14 protein-coding genes and 5 tRNA genes are annotated in these 18,197 nt (G+C 64.7%); all 19 read left to right on the top strand.

Annotation, left to right across the window (positions count from 1 at the left end):
• The first annotated feature begins 92 nt into the window (after positions 1 to 92).
• The 19 genes from cysS to hypB all read left to right on the top strand — a co-directional run bounded on the left by cysS (position 93) and on the right by hypB (position 18,137).
• Entirely contained in the window at positions 93 to 1,571 is a 1,479-nt protein-coding gene (cysS, locus tag DXV50_RS07960) for a cysteine--tRNA ligase (RefSeq protein WP_117205690.1), read from the top strand.
• 3 nt (positions 1,572 to 1,574) lie between these two features.
• Entirely contained in the window at positions 1,575 to 2,537 is a 963-nt protein-coding gene (gene rlmB / locus DXV50_RS07955) for a 23S rRNA (guanosine(2251)-2'-O)-methyltransferase RlmB (RefSeq protein WP_117205689.1), read from the top strand.
• On the top strand, positions 2,527 to 3,063 hold the full coding sequence (locus DXV50_RS07950) for an NYN domain-containing protein (RefSeq protein ID WP_117205688.1): 537 nt from the start codon (positions 2,527 to 2,529) through the stop codon (positions 3,061 to 3,063). The genes rlmB and DXV50_RS07950 overlap by 11 nt, the downstream gene beginning before the upstream one ends.
• A gap of 23 nt (positions 3,064 to 3,086) precedes the next feature.
• Positions 3,087 to 3,161 (top strand) — tRNA-Thr (locus DXV50_RS07945).
• Between the two features lie 219 nt (positions 3,162 to 3,380).
• A tRNA-Tyr gene (locus tag DXV50_RS07940) sits at positions 3,381 to 3,464 on the top strand.
• 3 nt (positions 3,465 to 3,467) lie between these two features.
• Positions 3,468 to 3,543: transfer RNA gene (locus DXV50_RS07935), tRNA-Thr, on the top strand.
• 20 nt (positions 3,544 to 3,563) lie between these two features.
• Positions 3,564 to 3,640: transfer RNA gene (locus DXV50_RS07930), tRNA-Met, on the top strand.
• 93 nt (positions 3,641 to 3,733) lie between these two features.
• A complete protein-coding gene (gene tuf / locus DXV50_RS07925; RefSeq protein ID WP_117205687.1) occupies positions 3,734 to 4,939 on the top strand; it encodes an elongation factor Tu in 1,206 nt (401 codons plus the stop codon).
• Between the two features lie 232 nt (positions 4,940 to 5,171).
• Entirely contained in the window at positions 5,172 to 5,321 is a 150-nt protein-coding gene (rpmG, locus tag DXV50_RS07920) for a 50S ribosomal protein L33 (protein WP_117205686.1), read from the top strand.
• Between the two features lie 20 nt (positions 5,322 to 5,341).
• Positions 5,342 to 5,417, top strand: a tRNA-Trp gene (locus DXV50_RS07915).
• A gap of 68 nt (positions 5,418 to 5,485) precedes the next feature.
• The gene (gene secE / locus DXV50_RS07910) at positions 5,486 to 5,848 is read left to right on the top strand and encodes a preprotein translocase subunit SecE (protein ID WP_117205685.1); all 363 of its coding nucleotides are present in this window, start codon (positions 5,486 to 5,488) and stop codon (positions 5,846 to 5,848) included.
• 2 nt (positions 5,849 to 5,850) lie between these two features.
• On the top strand, positions 5,851 to 6,402 hold the full coding sequence (nusG, locus tag DXV50_RS07905; RefSeq protein WP_117205684.1) for a transcription termination/antitermination protein NusG: 552 nt from the start codon (positions 5,851 to 5,853) through the stop codon (positions 6,400 to 6,402).
• Positions 6,403 to 6,491: 89 nt separating this feature from the next.
• Positions 6,492 to 6,917, top strand: coding sequence for a 50S ribosomal protein L11 (gene rplK, locus DXV50_RS07900; protein WP_117205683.1), 426 nt, complete (start codon positions 6,492 to 6,494; stop codon positions 6,915 to 6,917).
• 110 nt (positions 6,918 to 7,027) lie between these two features.
• Positions 7,028 to 7,732 carry a 50S ribosomal protein L1 gene (rplA, locus tag DXV50_RS07895; RefSeq protein WP_117205682.1) on the top strand — a complete coding sequence of 235 codons (705 nt, stop codon included), beginning with the start codon at positions 7,028 to 7,030 and terminating at the stop codon, positions 7,730 to 7,732.
• Positions 7,733 to 8,022: 290 nt separating this feature from the next.
• Entirely contained in the window at positions 8,023 to 8,544 is a 522-nt protein-coding gene (gene rplJ, locus DXV50_RS07890; protein ID WP_117205681.1) for a 50S ribosomal protein L10, read from the top strand.
• An 81-nt stretch (positions 8,545 to 8,625) separates the two neighbouring features.
• Complete coding sequence (rplL, locus tag DXV50_RS07885) at positions 8,626 to 9,000, top strand: 50S ribosomal protein L7/L12 (RefSeq protein ID WP_117205680.1); 375 nt, start codon at positions 8,626 to 8,628, stop codon at positions 8,998 to 9,000.
• 352 nt (positions 9,001 to 9,352) lie between these two features.
• Entirely contained in the window at positions 9,353 to 12,820 is a 3,468-nt protein-coding gene (rpoB, locus tag DXV50_RS07880; RefSeq protein WP_117206024.1) for a DNA-directed RNA polymerase subunit beta, read from the top strand.
• Positions 12,821 to 12,825: 5 nt separating this feature from the next.
• Positions 12,826 to 17,262, top strand: coding sequence for a DNA-directed RNA polymerase subunit beta' (locus DXV50_RS07875; RefSeq protein WP_117205679.1), 4,437 nt, complete (start codon positions 12,826 to 12,828; stop codon positions 17,260 to 17,262).
• A gap of 203 nt (positions 17,263 to 17,465) precedes the next feature.
• Positions 17,466 to 18,137, top strand: a complete 672-nt coding sequence (hypB, locus tag DXV50_RS07870; RefSeq protein ID WP_117205678.1) for a hydrogenase nickel incorporation protein HypB — start codon at positions 17,466 to 17,468, stop codon at positions 18,135 to 18,137.
• Positions 18,138 to 18,197 lie beyond the last annotated feature (60 nt).

The raw sequence follows: 18,197 nt of genomic DNA, 5'->3' as shown, positions 1-18,197 counted from the left end.
GCACCCCGCCCAAAACCGTGCGACAATAGGCGGTCGATTCTTAGGTAACAGGCAGCGCGCCCCGCGCGGGCGCCGTCAGCAAGGAGTCTCTCGTGCTCGTCTACAATAGCCAGACGCACCGCAAGGAGGAGCTTGTCCCCATCGAGGAGGGCAAGATCCGCATGTACGTCTGCGGCCCCACGGTCTACGACCAGATCCACATCGGCAACGCCAGGACCTTCCTGTCCTTCGACGTCATCCGCCGCTACCTCATGTACAAGGGATACCAGGTCACCTTTGCCCAGAACCTCACGGACGTTGACGACAAGATCATCAACCGCGCCAACGAGCAGGGCCGCACCGCGGCCGACGTGGCCGAGGAGTTCTCGGCTGCCTTCATCGAGCAGATGCACCGCTTCGGCATCATGGACCCCGACATCCGCCCGCGCGCCACGCGCGAGATCGAGGCCATGCAGGAGATGATCTCCCTGCTCATCCAGAAGGGCTTTGCCTACCCGGTGCCCTCCGGCGACGTGTACTTCTCCGTGCGCTCCGACCACAACTACGGCATCCTCTCTGGCCGCGACCTGGACCAGCTGCGTGCCGGCGAGCGCGTCGAGGTCAACGACGAGAAGCGCGACCCGTTTGACTTTGCCCTCTGGAAGGCCGCCAAGCCCGGCGAGCCCAGCTGGCCCTCCCCGTGGGGCGAGGGGCGCCCCGGCTGGCACACCGAGTGCTGCGCGATGATCCACCGCTACCTGGGCACGCCCATCGACATCCACGGCGGCGGCGCCGACCTCATCTTCCCGCACCACGAGAACGAGACCGCCCAGGCCATGTGCGCTTGGGACAAGGCCCTTGCCAACACCTGGATGCACGCCGGCATGCTGCGTGTGGACGGCGAGAAGATGTCCAAGTCCCTGGGCAACTTCTACACGCTCAAGGAGGTCCTGGACAAGTACCCGGCCGACGCCGTGCGCCTGCTCATGCTGCAGACCCAGTACCGCGCCCCGCTGGACTTTTCCTTCGAGCGCCTGGACGGCACCGTGGGCACCCTCGAGCGCCTGCAGACCTGCGTGCGTAACCTGCGCTGGGCCGCCCAGAACGCCCCGCAGGACGGCGAGCTCAACGAGACCGACCGCACCCTCGGCCGCGCCATCGACGAGGCCCACGAGGACTTCTGCCGTCAGATGGACGACGACTTCAACACCGCGGGTGGCCTGGCTGCCGTCTTCGCACTGGTGACGGCCGCCAACACCTACCTGGCCGACGCAGGCGACAACGCCGCCACGGCCGTGTGCCTGCGCGCCGCCGACATGCTCTGCGAGCTCGCCGGCGTCCTGGGCATCGAGCTGGCCGCCGACTCCGAGGGCGAGGAGCTCCCCGCCGAGCTGGTGGCGCTTGCCGCCGAGCACGCAGCCTACCAGGGCGACTCTGCCGCCGAGGCCGCCGAGGCCCTTCTGTCCGCCCGCCAGGCGGCCCGCGCCGCCAAGGACTGGGGCCGCGCCGACGCCATCCGCGACGGCATCGCCGCCCTGGGCCTGGTGGTCGAGGACACCGCCTCCGGCGCCCGTCTCCACAAGAAGGCGTAGCCCATGGCAAGAAGACAGCAGCAGGTGGGCGGTCGCGGCAGGTTCGGCGCCGCCGGCCAGGGCGGCCGCACCCGCGGCCAGCGGCAGGGCCAGCGCTCCGGACAGCGCCAGGGCTTCTCGCCCGCGCGAGGCGGCAAGCCGCAGGGAGGCTACGGGGCTCGGCAGCAGGGCAGGGGTGGGCAGCGCCCGCAGGGCAGGGGCTCCGCGGGCCGCTCCGACCTCATAGAGGGGCGCCGCGCGGTCGAGGAGGCCCTCGGCGCGGGCGTGCCCCTCAAGAGCGCCCTGGTGCAGATTCAGTCCCTTGACGCGGACCCGGCGCTCGAGCGCCTTGCCCAGCGCCTGGACGCCGCCGGCGTCTCCGTCGAGCGCGTGCCCAGAAACCGCCTGGACCAGCTCTCCAGCCACGGCGCCCACCAGGGCGTCATCGTGCGAGCAAAGCCGTTCCAGTACGCTGAGCTCGGCGACGTCATTGCCGCAGCAGGCAAGGGCAACGCCCTCGTGCTCGTGCTGGACCACGTGACCGACGAGGGCAACTTCGGCGCCATCGTGCGCACGGCCGAGGTCGTGGGCGCGGCGGGCGTGGTCATTGCCAAGGCCCGCTCCGCCAGCGTCGGCGTGGGCGCCTACAAGACGTCCGCCGGCGCCGTCCTGCACATCCCCATCGCGCAGGTCTCCAACCTGGCCCGCGCCGTCGAGGAGCTCAAGGCGGCCGGCTTCTGGGCCTGCGCCTCCACGGAGCATGCCACAGACGACGTCTGGAGCGCGCCCCTGGTGGGCAGGGTGGCCCTGGTCATGGGCTCGGAGGGCGAGGGCATCTCTCGCCTGGTGCTCGAGAAGTGCGACTTTGCCTGCAAGCTGCCGCAGCGCGGGCGCGTGGAGTCGCTCAACGTGGCGCAGGCCTGCACGGTCATGTGCTACGAGTGGCTGCGCCGAGAGATGTGCGGGGAGGGCGCCCGTGGCGTCTAAGCATCGCCTTGACCTCCTGGTGGTCGACGGGTACAACGTCATCTTCAAGTCCGAGCGCTACATGGCGCGCATGGACCGCTCGGGGGTCTCTGATCCCTTCGAGCAGGCCCGCGAGCTGCTCATCTCGGACGTCGCGGCCTACGCCAAGGGCAAGTACGAGCCCGTCGTGGTCTTCGACGCTGCCGGAAACGTCTCTCCCGACCGCCCCTACACCACCAGGGGCGGCGTGCGCACGATCTTCTCGGCAACGGGGGAGAGCGCGGACAGCGTGATCGAGCGGCTGGTCACCGAGGAGCGCCTGGTGCCCCGCGCCGTCACCGTGGTCACCAGCGACAGCACCATCAGGGCAACCGTCGGAGGCATTCCGGTCACCAAGATCTCCAGCGACGTGCTGGTCCATGACGTGGATGAGCTCGCCGTTGAGTACGAGCGCGAGAACGCCAGCCGCCAGCACCAGCGCATGACCCTGGAAGACCGCCTGTCGCCCGACCAGCGAGAAAAGCTCTGGAAGCTCCTCAGGCAATAATCGGTTACTATCAGTGGGTAGCTGCCGGTATGGCTCAATGGCAGAGCAACGGTTTTGTAAACCGTGGGTTGGGGGTTCGACTCCCTCTACCGGCTCCAGAAACTTTTTTGGCCCCAGAGAGATTTCTCTGGGGCCGTTTTTTGTGCCTGAGTCCGCATTAGGTGACAAGTGCATGCCCTCTGAGCTGGGAATGTGGTCAAATCGTGGGGAGGATACGCCCGGATGCGGGGTATACGTTGACAAGTTTCTTGATTGCAGCGTATTATCCTTCTCGCTTGCGGGGTGCAAGGCACTTCGCAGGTGCTTGAAAACTGAATGGGGATGTGGCACAGCGGCAACTGCGGCGGACTGTAAATCCGCTCCCTCTGGGTTCCTTGGTTCGAGTCCAAGCATCCCCACCATTCGCCCGTGTAGCTCAGTAGGTAGAGCACTTCGTTGGTAACGAAGAGGTCACCGGTTCGAATCCGGTCGCGGGCTCCATTTCAAGCGCAAGGCACCATGCCGGTGTAGCTCAGCTGGTTAGAGCACGCGGCTCATACCCGCGATGTCACTGGTTCGAATCCAGTCACCGGTACCAGAGCTTCAGGCGGCGGCTTCGGTCGCCGCTAAGCATATGTAGGTAGTAAGTCCCATGGACTGCCCGCGAGGTTGTTCCTAAAGGAGGATGGCAATGGCCAAGGAGAAGTTCGATCGTTCTAAGCCCCACGTAAACATTGGTACCATTGGTCACGTCGACCACGGCAAGACCACCACGACCGCGGCCATCACCAAGGTCCTCTCTGAGACCGAGGGCTGCAAGGCCGACTTCACCGCCTTCGAGAACATCGACAAGGCTCCCGAGGAGCGTCAGCGCGGCATCACCATTAACGTTGCCCACATCGAGTACGAGACCTGGGAGCGCCACTACGCTCACGTCGACTGCCCGGGCCACGCCGACTACATCAAGAACATGATCTCCGGTGCTGCTCAGATGGACGGCGCCATCCTGGTCATCGCCGCTACCGACGGCCCTATGGCTCAGACCCGCGAGCACATCCTGCTCGCCCGTCAGGTCGGCGTTAAGTACATCGTCGTCTTCCTGAACAAGTGCGACATGGTCGACGATGAGGAGCTCATCGACCTCGTCGAGATGGAGACCCGTGACCTCCTCTCCGAGTACGGCTTCCCCGGAGACGACCTGCCCATCGTCCGTGGTTCCGCCCTCGGCGCTCTCAACGGCGAGGAGAAGTGGACCAACTCCATCGTCGAGCTCATGCACACCGTCGACTCCTACATCCCGACGCCGCCGCGTGACAACGACAAGCCGTTCCTGATGGCCATCGAGGATGTCATGACCATCTCCGGCCGCGGCACCGTCGCCACCGGCCGTGTCGAGCGCGGTGAGCTCAAGCTCAACGAGCCCGTCGAGATCGTCGGCATCAAGCCGACCCAGACCTCCGTTGCCACCGGCATCGAGATGTTCCGCAAGACCATGGACTTCTGCGAGGCTGGCGACAACGTGGGCATCCTGCTCCGCGGCATCAAGCGCGAGGACATCGAGCGCGGCCAGGTTCTCTGCAAGCCCGGCTCCGTTACCCCGCACACCAAGTTCACCGGTGAGATCTACGTTCTGACCAAGGAGGAGGGCGGCCGTCACACCCCGTTCTTCGCTGGTTACCGTCCGCAGTTCTACTTCCGCACCACCGACATCACCGGTGACGTGCAGGAGCTCACCGACTCCAACGGCAACAAGGTTGAGATGGCTATGCCTGGCGACCACATCACCGTCACCTGCGAGCTCATCCACGCCATCGCCATGGAGGAGGGCCTCAAGTTCGCTATCCGCGAGGGCGGCCACACCGTCGGCGACGGCCGCGTGACCACCATCATCGAGTAGACTTACTCGTAGGCACTTTCGAACCCGGCACCCTCTGGGGTGTCGGGTTCTTTTTTGCTCCCAGCCACGAGCCCGATCTTCTCGCCTGGAAAGGGTGAGGCTGTGACGGTTTTGTGAGAAGCAAGTTGTTGGACCGGCGTCCTTGACAGAAGAGGACTTGGTCAGGTAGTGTTTAACACCGCGTCACTCCGAAAGACGATTCGGGGTTGGCAAGGTTCTTTCAGGAGGATTCATGCGTACACTGGTTACTCTTGCGTGCACTGAGTGCAAGCGCCGCAACTACACCACTAATAAGAACAAGTCCAACAACCCCGATCGTATGGAGTTGAAGAAGTACTGCCCCTGGTGCCGCAAGCACACGCTGCACCGTGAGACCCGCTAGAAACTAGCCGGGTTATTTACAGGCCAGTAGCTCCAATGGTAGAGCGGCGGTCTCCAAAACCGTTTGTTGAGGGTTCGAGTCCTTCCTGGCCTGCCAGATTTTTCACCGGCTTTCCCTTCGGGGTTAGCCGGTTTCTATGTAAGTCAAGTTTTTAGGGAGACCGAATGGCCAACAAGGACCGCAACAAGAGGAGCGCGCGCAAGGCCCGCGCCGAGGAGCGCGCCAAGCGCGAGGCTCAGCTGGCCGCACAGCCTGCTTCCTCTTCCAACGCCTCCCAGGCCAAGGCTGAGAGCAAGGCCAAGGCCTCCAAGAAGTCCGACAAGAAGCCGGGCTTCTTCCGCCGCATTGCCAACTGGTTTGGCGATGTCCGCACCGAGATGCACAAGGTCGTGTGGCCCTCCAAGGACGAGCTCAAGACCTACACCGTGGCCATCATCGCCATGCTCGTCGTCTTTGGCGTCGTCATCTGGCTTGTTGACACGGGCATCGTCGCTCTTATCGCTGGCTTTACCGGTCTGAGGGGGTAGTCATGGCTAAGCGCTGGTATGTCGTTCACACCTACTCCGGCTACGAGAACAAGGTCAAGACCGACCTCGAGCACCGCATTGAGATCTACGGCCTTGAGGACAAGGTCGTTGACATCCAGATTCCGACCGAGCAGGTCACCGAGCTCAAGGACGGAGGCAAGAGGGAGACCAAGGAGAACAAGGTCTTCCCGAGCTACGTCCTGGTTCGCATGGAGATGGATGACAACACCTGGGCCGTCGTGCGCAACACGCCGGGCGTGACTGGCTTCGTCGGTCTTGACGGCAAGCCCTCTCCGCTCCGTCGTGACGAGTTCGAAAAGATGATCCGTCGTGGCGGCAACCGCGCGGCCGCTGCCGCAGCCGCCCCCAAGCGCACCGCCTCCAACATCGAGGCCGGCCAGTCCATCAAGGTCCTCTCTGGTCCCCTTGCCGACTTCGACGGCGTCGTGTCCGAGGTCAACGCCGAGTCCGGCAAGATCAAGGTCATGCTCACCATCTTTGGTCGCGAGACCCCGGTCGAGCTCACGGCCGACCAGGTCAGCGTCATCGGCTAGTTGTTCTTCGTCGGCCTGCTCCGCAAGGAGGCTTCTCGGGTCCGGCGCGTAGATAGAAAGATTTCGTTCAACCCCTTTTGGAGGTAGAAATGGCCAAGAAGGTTACCGCTTTCATCAAGCTCCAGATTCCGGCTGGCGCCGCCAACCCCGCTCCTCCCGTCGGCCCCGCCCTCGGTGCTGCCCAGGTCAACATCATGCAGTTCTGCCAGGCGTTCAACGCTGCTACGTCTGACAAGCAGGGCGACATCATCCCCGTCGAGATCACCGTCTACGAGGACCGCACCTTCGACTTCATCTGCAAGACCCCTCCCGCGGCCCAGCTGATCAAGAAGGAGCTCGGCCTCAAGAGCGGCTCCGGCGTCCCCCAGCGCGACAAGGTCGGCCAGCTCTCCCAGGAGCAGCTCACCAAGATCGCCGAGATCAAGATGCCCGACCTCAACGCCAACGACATTGAGGCCGCCAAGAAGATCGTTGCCGGCACCGCTCGCTCCATGGGCGTCACCATCGCCGAGTAGCACCTTTTGGTTTCAAGCGCCCCCGGCCGGGGGCGCCTCTCTGATAGTGACGGGTATCCGTCAAAGATGTGGGAGGGCGCAGCCGCCCGTTGACCACAGGAGGTAACACAATGGCTAAGCACGGAAAGAACTACAAGGGCGCCGCCGAGAAGGTCGACTCCACCAAGCTCTACACCCCCAAGGAGGCCATGGAGCTCGCCAAGGAGCTGTCTTCCGCCAAGTTCGACGAGACCGTCGAGGTCGCCGTCCGCCTGGGCGTTGACACCCGCAAGGCCGACCAGAACATCCGCGGCTCCATCTCCCTGCCCCACGGCACCGGCAAGACCGTCCGCGTTGCCGTCTTCGCCGAGGGCGCCAAGGCTACCGAGGCCGAGGAGGCCGGTGCTGACATCGTCGGCTCTGACGACCTCATCGCCCAGATCGCCGCTGGCAACATCGAGTTCGACGCCGCCATCGCCACCCCGAACATGATGGGCAAGGTCGGCCGCCTCGGCAAGATCCTCGGCCCCCGTGGCCTCATGCCCAACCCCAAGCTGGGCACCGTCACCATGGACGTCGCCAAGATGGTCGCCGAGCTCAAGGCCGGCCGCGTCGAGTACCGTGCTGACCGCTACGGCATCTGCCACGTCCCCATGGGCAAGGCTTCCTTCGACACCGAGAAGCTCGTCGAGAACTACGGTGCTCTCTACACCGAGCTCCTGCGCGTGAAGCCGTCCTCTGCCAAGGGCAAGTACGTCAAGTCCATCGCCGTCTCCACCACGATGGGCCCTGGCATCAAGGTCGACACCGCCATCACCCGCGACTTCATGGCCTAAGATCTTCTCGCCTGATTTGCTCATTTTGTTGTTCTCTTGACGCAGCTGCTTGCTGATGTCACTATGACTGACGCAAGTACTGCGTCTTGCAGAATTGTTCGTTGCACGTCCGCTGCCAAAGACAGCCGGTGTCCGCAAGGACTCAAAGGAGTAATCCGCCAGCCGAGGTGGTCTCAGAGATTCGCATCCTTGAGGACCCCGCTTTGGCAAAGCCTGAGCGGGGTCTTCTTTTGTGGAAGGCCCGCCGTGATGGCGGAACGTGCCTGTCCGCATTCAAGGAGGTGTAATTCATGCCCTGCACTGCAAACGTCAACATGCTCGAGAAGGTCGCCGGTTCCATCGAGGCCTCCAAGGGCGTCTTCGTCATCGACTACCTGGGCCTCTCCGTTAAGGAGACTCAGCAGCTCCGCCGCGCCCTGCGCGAGGTCGGCGCCGAGATGAAGGTTTACAAGAACAACATCGTCAAGATCGCTCTCAAGAACGCTGGCCAGCCCGACATCGAGGAGCTCCTCGCCGGCCCCTGCGCCTACGTGTTCTACGAGAAGGATCCTGTGGACGCTGCCAAGGTCATCAAGGAGCAGTCCGAGAAGCTTAAGAAGATGAGCTTCATCGGCGGCATCGCTGATGGCAAGGCTCTCTCCGCCGACGAGGCCAAGGCCTACGCCGATCTGGCTTCCCGCGAGGAGCTCATGGCTCAGCTGGTCTACGTCATGGCCAGCCCGCTCTCTGGCATCGCCCAGGTCTGCGCCGGTCCTGCCCGCGGTCTCGTTACCGCCCTCAAGGCCGTCGCCGACGAGAAGGACGCTGCGTAGTTCCTACGCTGCTTCCAAACCCGCACCACACCACATTGTCGGGACGCAACAAGCTGCGTCCCCTATAAAAGGAGAATTGACATGGCTGTCACCAAGGATGAGATCATCGAGGCCCTCAAGGAGATGCCCGCCCTCGAGCTTTCTGAGCTCGTTCACGAGCTGGAGGACGTCTTCGGCGTCTCCGCTGCTGCCCCCGTGGCCGTGGCCGCTGCTCCCGCTGCTGCCGCTCCCGCCGAGGAGGAGAAGACCAACTTCGACGTCGTGCTCGAGGCTTTCGGCGACAACAAGATCGCCGTCATCAAGGTCGTCCGCTCTCTGACCAACCTCGGCCTCAAGGAGGCCAAGGAGGTCGTCGAGAACGCCCCCAAGGCCGTCCTCGAGGGTGCCAAGAAGGAGGACGCCGAGGCCGCCAAGAAGCAGCTCGAGGAGGCCGGCGCCACCGTCAAGCTCGCCTAAGTTATTCCTTAAGCGCAGCTTCGGCATAAGCCAAGCCAGGGAGTCAGGCCGCATGGCCTGGCTCCTTTTTTGTTGCCGTTTGGTCTGGCGTGGCAACTCTGCGGCATTCTGCCTGCCCATCATTACTACACAATTTTGAGCGTTTCTGCCTAGCGTTTGCGCAGGTAGATATAGGTGGACCAAGATATCTAGCCCAAGGATTCTCAGAAGTCAAGACTGTTCATTGACGCATGGGTTGACCTCAGCTAAATTATTACGTTGCGACAATTGCCGCATTCCACCCTTTTGAAGGAGGAACAGCCTGGTGTCTACTGCAAAGACCAATCTCACCAAACCGCAGGGCAACGGACGCATGACGTTCAGCAAGATCGCTCCGGCTATGGAGCTGCCCAACCTCATCTCCGTTCAGAAGGAGTCGTTCGAGCACTTCATGGGGGAGGGTCTCGCCGAGTCTTTCGCAGAGTTCTCGCCGATCGAGAACTCCGCCAAGAACATGCAGGTGGTCTTTGGTGACCACCAGTTCGGCGACCCCGCGCACACCATCGCCGAGTGCCGTGCCAAGGACATCTCCTATCAGGCCCCGCTCTTCGTTGACGTCCGCTTCGTCAACAAGGAGACCGGCGAGATCAAGGAGCAGCTCGTCTTCATGGGTGACTTCCCGCTCATGACCGAGCGCGGCACCTTCATCATCAACGGCACCGAGCGCGTCGTCGTCTCCCAGCTCGTCCGCTCTCCGGGCGTGTACTTCTCCTCTGAGATGGACAACGGCGTCCTGGTCCACCGCGCGCAGTTCATCCCTGCCCGTGGTGCCTGGCTCGAGTTTGAGGTCGACAAGCGCGGCCACCTCGTGGTCTCCATCGACCGCAAGCGTCGCCAGTCCGCGACCATGTTCCTCCGCGCCCTCGGCATCGCCGAGACCGACGATGAGATTCTTACCCTCCTGGGTGACTCCGACGTCGTCCGCTCCACCCTCGAGCGCGACACCGCCACCACTCGCGAGGACGCCCTGCTGGAGATCTACCGTCGCCAGCGCCCCGGCGAGCCCCCCACCGTGGACTCCGCCCGCTCCCTTCTCGACGGCCTCTACTTCAACGCGCAGCGTTACGACCTCGCTCGCGTCGGCCGCTACAAGGTCAACAAGAAGCTCGGCATCGACGTGGCCGACTCCGAGAAGGTCCTCACGCAGGAGGACATCGTCTCCGCCCTGCGCTACCTGCTCGCCGTCCACGAGGGCGACGACACCAAGCGCCTCGACGACATCGACCACTTTGGCAACCGCCGCGTGCGCACCGTCGGCGAGCTGGTCCAGAACCAGTTCCGCATCGGCATGAGCCGCATGGAGCGCGTCGTGCGCGAGCGCATGGCCTCCCAGGACGCTGACGACATCACGCCGCAGTCCCTCATCAACATCCGCCCGATCGTGGCGGCCATCAAGGAGTTCTTCGGCTCCTCCCAGCTGTCCCAGTTCATGGACCAGTCCAACCCGCTTGCCGGCCTGACCCACAAGCGCCGTCTGTCCGCCCTGGGCCCTGGCGGCCTTGCTGGCCACAAGTCCGGCTCCAGCCGCCGCACCAACGTGCCGACGGCCGTCCGCGACGTCCACAACTCGCACTACGCCCGCATGTGCCCGATCGAGACGCCCGAGGGCCCCAACATCGGCCTCATCGGCTCCCTGGCCCTCTACGCCCACGTCAACGACTACGGCTTCATCGAGTCCCCGTACCGTCGCGTCGAGGACGGCAAGGTCACCGACAAGATCGACTGGATGACCGCCGACGAGGAGGAGACCCACAACATCGCCCCGGCCAACACGCCGTTTGACGAGAAGACCGGCAAGTTCGTGGCCATCGACTCCAAGGGCAACATCTACCACCCCGAGCGCGTCATCGCCCGTACGCGCGACTTCGACGGCTCCTTCGGCGCTCCCGCCCAGGTGCCCGTCGAGGACGTCGACTACATGGACGTCTCGCCGCGCCAGCTGCTCTCCGTGGCCGCCAACCTCATTCCGTTCCTGGAGCACGACGACGCAAAGCGTACCCTCATGGGCGCCAACATGCAGCGCCAGGCCGTGCCCCTGATTCGTCCGCACGCCCCGTTTGTGGGCACCGGCATGGAGGAGCGCGCCGCCAAGGACTCCGGCGAGCTCATCGTGGCCCAGCACGCGGGCACCGTCTCCGAGGTCGACGCCGCCCACGTGGTCGTCTACTCCGACGAGTACGGCTCCGAGCGCTATGACCTGCCCAAGTACCAGCGCTCCAACCAGTCCACCTGCATCAACCACCGACCCATCGTCCACGCCGGCCAGAAGGTCGAGAAGGGCCAGCCGCTCGCTGACGGCACCTCCATCGACAACTCCGAGCTCGCCCTGGGCGCCAACCTCACCGTGGCCTACATGCCGTGGGAGGGCTTCAACTACGAGGACGGCATCATCGTGTCCGAGCGCGTCGTCCAGGACGACCTGCTGACCTCCGTCAACATCTCCCGTCACGAGATCGACGCCCGCGACACCAAGCTCGGCCCCGAGGAGATCACCCGAGAGATCCCGAACCTCTCCGAGGACATGCTCGCCAACCTCGACGATGACGGCATCATCCGCATCGGCGCCGAGGTCGGCCCTGGCGACATCCTGGTCGGCAAGGTCACGCCCAAGGGCGAGACGGCCCTCACCGCCGAGGAGCGCCTGCTGCGCGCCATCTTCGGTGCCAAGGCCCACGACGTCCGCGACACCTCCCTCAAGATGCCGCACGGCTCCTACGGCCGCGTCGTCGACGTCGTCCGCTTCAGCCGCGAGGCTGGCGACGACCTCCCGCCCGGAGTCAACGAGCTCGTCCGCGTCTTCGTCGCCCAGCGCCGCAAGATCCAGCAGGGCGACAAGATCGCCGGCCGCCACGGCAACAAGGGCGTCGTCTGCAACGTCCTGCCCGTCGAGGACATGCCCTACATGGCTGACGGCACCCCCGTCGACGTCCTTCTGGACCCGCTGGGCGTTCCTTCTCGTATGAACGTCGGCCAGCTGCTCGAGTGCCACCTCGGTTGGGCTGCCGCCCACGGCTGGGACGACGAGTCCACCGACTCCAAGCGCTACGTCCCTGGCCCCATCAACGTCGCCACGCCCGTCTTTGACGGCGCAACCGACGTCGAGGTTGCCGAGATCCAGCGTCGCACCAACATCAACCTGATGAACAAGGCCATGCAGATGTACGGCGAGCACATGCGCGCCGACTTTGTCCCGCAGCTCAACGAGCGTGGCAAGACCACCCTGTACGACGGCCGCACCGGCGAGCCCTTCAAGAGCCAGATCACCGTGGGCACCTCCTACATCCTGAAGCTCGGCCACATGGTCGACGACAAGATTCACGCCCGCTCGACCGGCCCTTACTCCCTCGTCACGCAGCAGCCCCTGGGCGGCAAGGCCCAGTTCGGCGGCCAGCGCTTCGGCGAGATGGAGGTCTGGGCACTGTACGCGTACGGTGCCGCCAACGTCCTGCAGGAGATTCTCACCGTCAAGTCCGACGACACCAACGGCCGCGTCAAGACCTACGAGTCCATCGTCAAGGGCGAGAACGTGCCCGCCGCCGGCATCCCCGAGTCCTTCAAGGTCCTGGTCAAGGAGATCCGCTCCCTCGCCCTGGACATCGAGCCGATCTCCTACAAGAAGCGCGAGCAGCGCTCTCGTGACGAGAAGGCCGTCTCCACCGAGAGCCCCGTCGACGTCTTCGCCAGCATGGGCGACGGCAACGAGCTCATCGGCGGAACCATCCCCGCCAGCGATGAGGCCTCCGAGGTCCTCGTCGGCGACGCGAACAGCGATAAGGAGTAGCGACTGTGGCAGACTTCGATACCACTGACTTCGACGCAATCAAGATCTCGCTGGCCTCGGCCGACGACATCCGCAGCTGGTCCTATGGCGAGGTGAAGAAGCCGGAGACCATCAACTACCGCACCCTCAAGCCCGAGAAGGACGGCCTGTTCTGCGAGAAGATCTTCGGACCGGTCAAGGACTGGGAGTGCGCCTGCGGCAAGTACAAGGGCATCCGCTTCCGCGGCATCGTCTGCGAGCGCTGCGGCGTCGAGGTGACCACCGCCAAGGTACGCCGCGAGCGCATGGGCCACATCGAGCTCGCCGCTCCTGTGAGCCACATCTGGTACTTCAAGAGCCCGGCCACCTTCCCGCTGGCCCGCCTGCTCGACATGAAGTCCAAGGACCTCGAGAAGGTCTTGTACTTCGCCTCCTACGTCATCTACGAGGTTGACGCCGAGGGCCGCGAGGAGGACGCCGACGAGCTTCGCGAGGAGCTCGCCGCCGACCTCGAGGCTCTGGACGCCGAGCGCGACAACGAGATCGAGCGCGAGAAGGAGAAGGCCCAGCCCTCCGACGACGAGTTCGGTGACGAGGACGTCATGTCCCCGGAGGAGCTCCGCGCCGCCATCTCCGACATCGAGGAGGAGTACGAGGAGGAGAAGGCTCTCCGCCGCGACGCCTACGAGAAGTTCATGCAGCTCGAGGAGCGCGAGCTCATCTCTGACGAGGGCCTGTTCTCCGAGCTCAAGCGCTACTACGGCCTGTACTTCAAGGGCGGCATGGGCGCCGAGGCCGTCCGCGAGCTTCTCCGCGGCATCGACCTCGAGGCCGACGCCAAGAAGCTGCGCGAGATCATCGCCTCCGACGACGCCCAGAAGCAGAAGCGCGAGAAGGCCATCAAGCGCCTCGAGATCGTCGACGCCTTCCTGAAGGGCGGCAACGACCCCGCCAACATGATCCTGGACGTCGTGCCGGTCATCCCGCCCGACCTTCGTCCGATGGTCCAGCTCGACGGCGGCCGCTTTGCCGCGTCCGACCTCAACGACCTGTACCGTCGCGTCATCAACCGCAACAACCGACTCAAGCGCCTGCTTGACCTTGACGCCCCGGCGATCATCGTCAACAACGAGAAGCGCATGCTCCAGGAGTCCGTGGACGCCCTCTTCGACAACGGCCGTCGTGGCCGTCCGGTCACCGGTCGTGGCGGTCGCCCGCTGAAGTCGCTCGCCGAGGCCCTCAAGGGCAAGCAGGGCCGCTTCCGCCAGAACCTGCTCGGCAAGCGCGTCGACTACTCCGGCCGTTCGGTCATCGTCGTCGACCCCAAGCTCAAGCTGCACCAGTGCGGCCTGCCTTCGCAGATGGCCCTGGAGCTCTTCAAGCCCTTCGTGATGCGTCGCCTCGTCGAGCTTGGCAAGGTGGAGAACATCAAGGGTGCCAAGCGCGCCATCGACCGCTCCCTGCCGGCCGTGTGGGACGTCCTTGACGAGGTCATCCAGGATCGCCTGGTCCTCCTCAACCGCGCACCTACGCTGCACCGCCTCTCCATCCAGGCCTTCGAGCCGGTCCTGGTTGAGGGCAAGGCCATCCACCTGCACCCGCTGGTGTGCGCCCCCTTCAACGCCGACTTCGACGGCGACCAGATGTCCGTGCACGTGCCGCTGTCCACGCAGGCCCAGACCGAGGCCCGCGTCCTCATGCTGTCCAGCAACAACCTGCGCTCCCCGGCCTCCGGCAAGGTGCTGACCGTTCCCTCCCAGGACATGGTCTTCGGCACCTACTTCCTCACCACCGAGAAGTCCGAGGCCCCCGAGAAGCCCGCCATCTACGCCGACTTTGAGGACGCGCTTCTCGCCGCCGAGATGGACAAGGGGCTCGACCTGCAGGAGCGCGTCATCGTTCGCGTCAAGCCGCAGGACGCCAACGTGGTGGAGAACGGCCGTCGCCTGTTCCGCGTGCTCGTCAAGCGCGGCACCACCGAGGACTACGACGTCACCGAGCACGCCGTTCGCTTCGAGACCACCATCGGCCGCATCATCTTCAACCGTCAGTGCCTGCCCGCCGACTACCCCTTCATCAACTACAAGATGGTGAAGAGCGACATCGGCGCCCTGGTCAACGACTGCTGCGACCGCTACCCGCTGGCTGACGTGGAGCCCATCCTGGACGCCATCAAGGCCACCGGCTTCCACTACGCCACCATCGCCGGCCTGACCGTCTCCGTGTGGGACGCCGTCATTCCCGAGGACAAGCCCGAGCTCCTCGAGGAGGCCCAGGACCGCGTCGACCAGATCAACGAGTACTACGAGGACGGCTTCCTGTCCGAGCGAGAGCGCCACGTCGAGGTCGTCAACGCCTGGACCGAGTGCACCGACCTCATGGGCTCCAAGATGCTGGAGGGCTTCGCCGAGGACAACCCCATCTACATGATGGCCGACTCCGGCGCCCGTGGCTCCAAGACCCAGCTGCGTCAGCTCGCTGGTATGCGAGGCCTCATGGCCGACATGTCCGGCGAGACCATCGACCTGCCCATTAAGGCAAACTTCCGCGAGGGCCTGCTGCCGCTGGAGTACTTCATCTCCACCTACGGCGCCCGTAAGGGCCTCGTCGACACCGCGTCCCACACCTCCGACTCCGGCTACCTGACCCGTCGTCTGGTCGACGTGGCCCAGGACGTCATCGTCCGCGAGGAGGACTGCGGCACCGACGAGGGCGTGACCTACCCGCTGATCAAGCCGGGCGAGACCGACGTCGACGTCGACCTCGTTGGCCGCTGCGCCCTGAACGACATCGTCGACCCGCAGACCGGCGAGGTCCTCATCGCCAGGGACTCCTACATCGAGTCCAAGGCTGACCTCGAGATGCTCGTCGAGCACGGCCTCAAGAGGGTCGAGCTCCGCGCACTTCTGACCTGCAAGTCCAAGTACGGCGTCTGCCAGAAGTGCTACGGCTGGGACCTCTCCACGCGTCGTCCGGTCAACATCGGCACGGCCGTCGGCATCATTGCCGCCCAGTCCATCGGCGAGCCGGGCACCCAGCTCACCATGCGTACGATTCACTCCGGCGGCGTCGCTGGCGCTGACGACATCACGCAGGGCCTCCCGACGGTCGCCCGCATGTTCGACGTCGTCGGCAACGTCAACGAGAAGATCCTGGGCCGCGAGGCCGACCTGGCCCCCGTGTCCGGTCTCCTGCGCATCACCCCGGAGCAGACCGAGTACCTCATCCGCATCCTGGACGTCGAGGACAACACCCGCACCATCGAGGAGTGGCGTGTTCCCGCCTCCGCCCGCTTCATGCCGGGCATCGAGGACGGCGTGGAGGTCCGCGCCGGCGACCAGATCACCCGTGGCTTCGTCAACTTCCGCAAGCTGCGCAAGCTCACGGACATCGAGTCGACGATGCACACCTTCGTCGAGTCCGTCAAGGACGTCTACACGTCCCAGGGCGTCGACCTGAACGACAAGCACATCGAGGTCATCGCACGTCAGATGCTTCGTCGCGTCCAGGTCACCAACCCCGGCGACTCCCAGTACCTGCTGGGCCAGTACGTCGACCGCTACGTCTTTGCGGAGACCGTCCGCAACGTGGCCCTCGCCGGCGGAACCCCGCCCGAGGCCGAGCCGGTCATCCTTGGTACCCTCAAGGTCGCCAGCTCCATCGACTCCTGGCTCTCCAGCGCGTCCTTCATCCGCACCGCCGGCGTCCTCACCGAGGCCGCCATCGAGGGCGACGTTGACCACCTGCTGGACCTCAAGTCCAACGTCATCGTGGGCAAGCAGATTCCGGCTGGCACCGGCCTGTCCGCCTACCACGACGTCGAGCTCACCTACCACGGCACCAAGATCGACGGCCCGACGAGCCCGCTTGCCAAGAGCCTGCCGGAGTGGGCGCCCGACGAGCTCAAGGGCATCGAGGAGCAGCTCCCCAAGCAGCTTGACTGGGTGGGCGATGACTTCGGCTTCGGCGGGGTCTACTCCAAGAACGGCCGCACGCTCTCCAGCGAGGAGGCCAAGCTCTACCTCTTCGACGACCTGGGCGTGTCGCAGCGCTGGACCAACAAGTTCAGCGAGGTCGGCATCGAGACCGTGGGTGACCTCATCGGCAAGACCGAGGACGACCTGCTGCGCATCGATGGCATTGGCGCCAAGGCCATCGAGGAGCTGCGCGACGGTCTCGAGGCCCGCGGCCTGCTCTACATCCTCGAGCCCGAGGACGACGAGGCTGACAGCGAGGACCTGTCTCAGCTCCTGAACATGGTTTTCTCGCCTGACGCCGACGCCGACATCATGCTCGGCACCGCCGCTCCCGCAAAGCACCACTTTGAGGATGACGAGCTTATTGGCGGCGCAAGCGACGACGCCTCCGCCAACGCCGGCGGCGACGTCATCAACGAAGACCTTGGCTCCCTGGACGACCTGCTCTCCCAGGTCGTGAAGTCCGAGTCCTCCGACGAGGAGTAGGCGCTTCTCGCCAGACGCATAGCACCGCAAGGGGCGGCTCCATCCGGGGCCGCCCTTTTTTTGCGCCGCTCGGGTCGCCTGGGTGCCGCCCACCCCGCCACCTGCGCCCTTCTCGCCAAAGCAGCGCGCGTTTGCGTATGCGAGAAGGGCGTGCGCCTATATACTTGAAACCCAGTCAAAAATCGACGTCAGGCGGTAGCCACATGGACGAGTACAAGATCCTCGAGATCAAGGAGTCGGTCTTTGCCGACAACGATCGGGAGGCCGACGCCCTGCGCGCCAGCCTCAAGGAGCGCGGCCAGTTCCTGCTCAACCTCATGAGCTCCCCGGGCTCCGGCAAGACCACCACGCTCAGCCGCACCATCGAGGCCCTGGGAGACGAGCTCGCCCTGGCCGTCATGGAGGCCGACATCGATTCTGACGTGGACGCCGCCACCATCGCCAAGCTGGGCGCCAAGACCATTCAGCTCCACACGGGCGGCATGTGCCACCTTGACGCCGGCATGTGCGCGCAGGGCCTTGCGGGCCTTGCCGCCGAGGACGCGGACCTCGTCTTCCTGGAGAACGTGGGCAACCTGGTGTGCCCGGCGGAGTTTGACACGGGTGCCTGCAAGAACGTCTGCATCCTCTCCGTGCCCGAGGGAGACGACAAGCCGCTCAAGTATCCGCTCATGTTCCAGGTGGTCGACGTCGTCCTGGTCAACAAGATGGACGTCGCGCCCTACTTTGACTTTGACCTCGACAAGTGCCGTGCCAACGTGGCCATGCGCAACCCCAACGCGCGCGTCATCCCCATCTGCGCCAAGACGGGCGAGGGCATGGACGAGTGGTACCAGTGGCTTCGCGACCAGGTGAGTGCCTGGAAGACCGCGTAGCTCCCCATCAGCAGCTTGAGAGCCGCCGTCGCGTCTGAGGGGTCGCGCCGGCCCTACGAA

It is taken from the genome of Paratractidigestivibacter faecalis (assembly GCF_003416765.1).
Lineage (GTDB): Bacteria > Actinomycetota > Coriobacteriia > Coriobacteriales > Atopobiaceae > Paratractidigestivibacter > Paratractidigestivibacter faecalis.
Note: the sequence above shows the minus strand (reverse complement) of the source record. Positions and strands in the feature narration are given on the sequence as shown.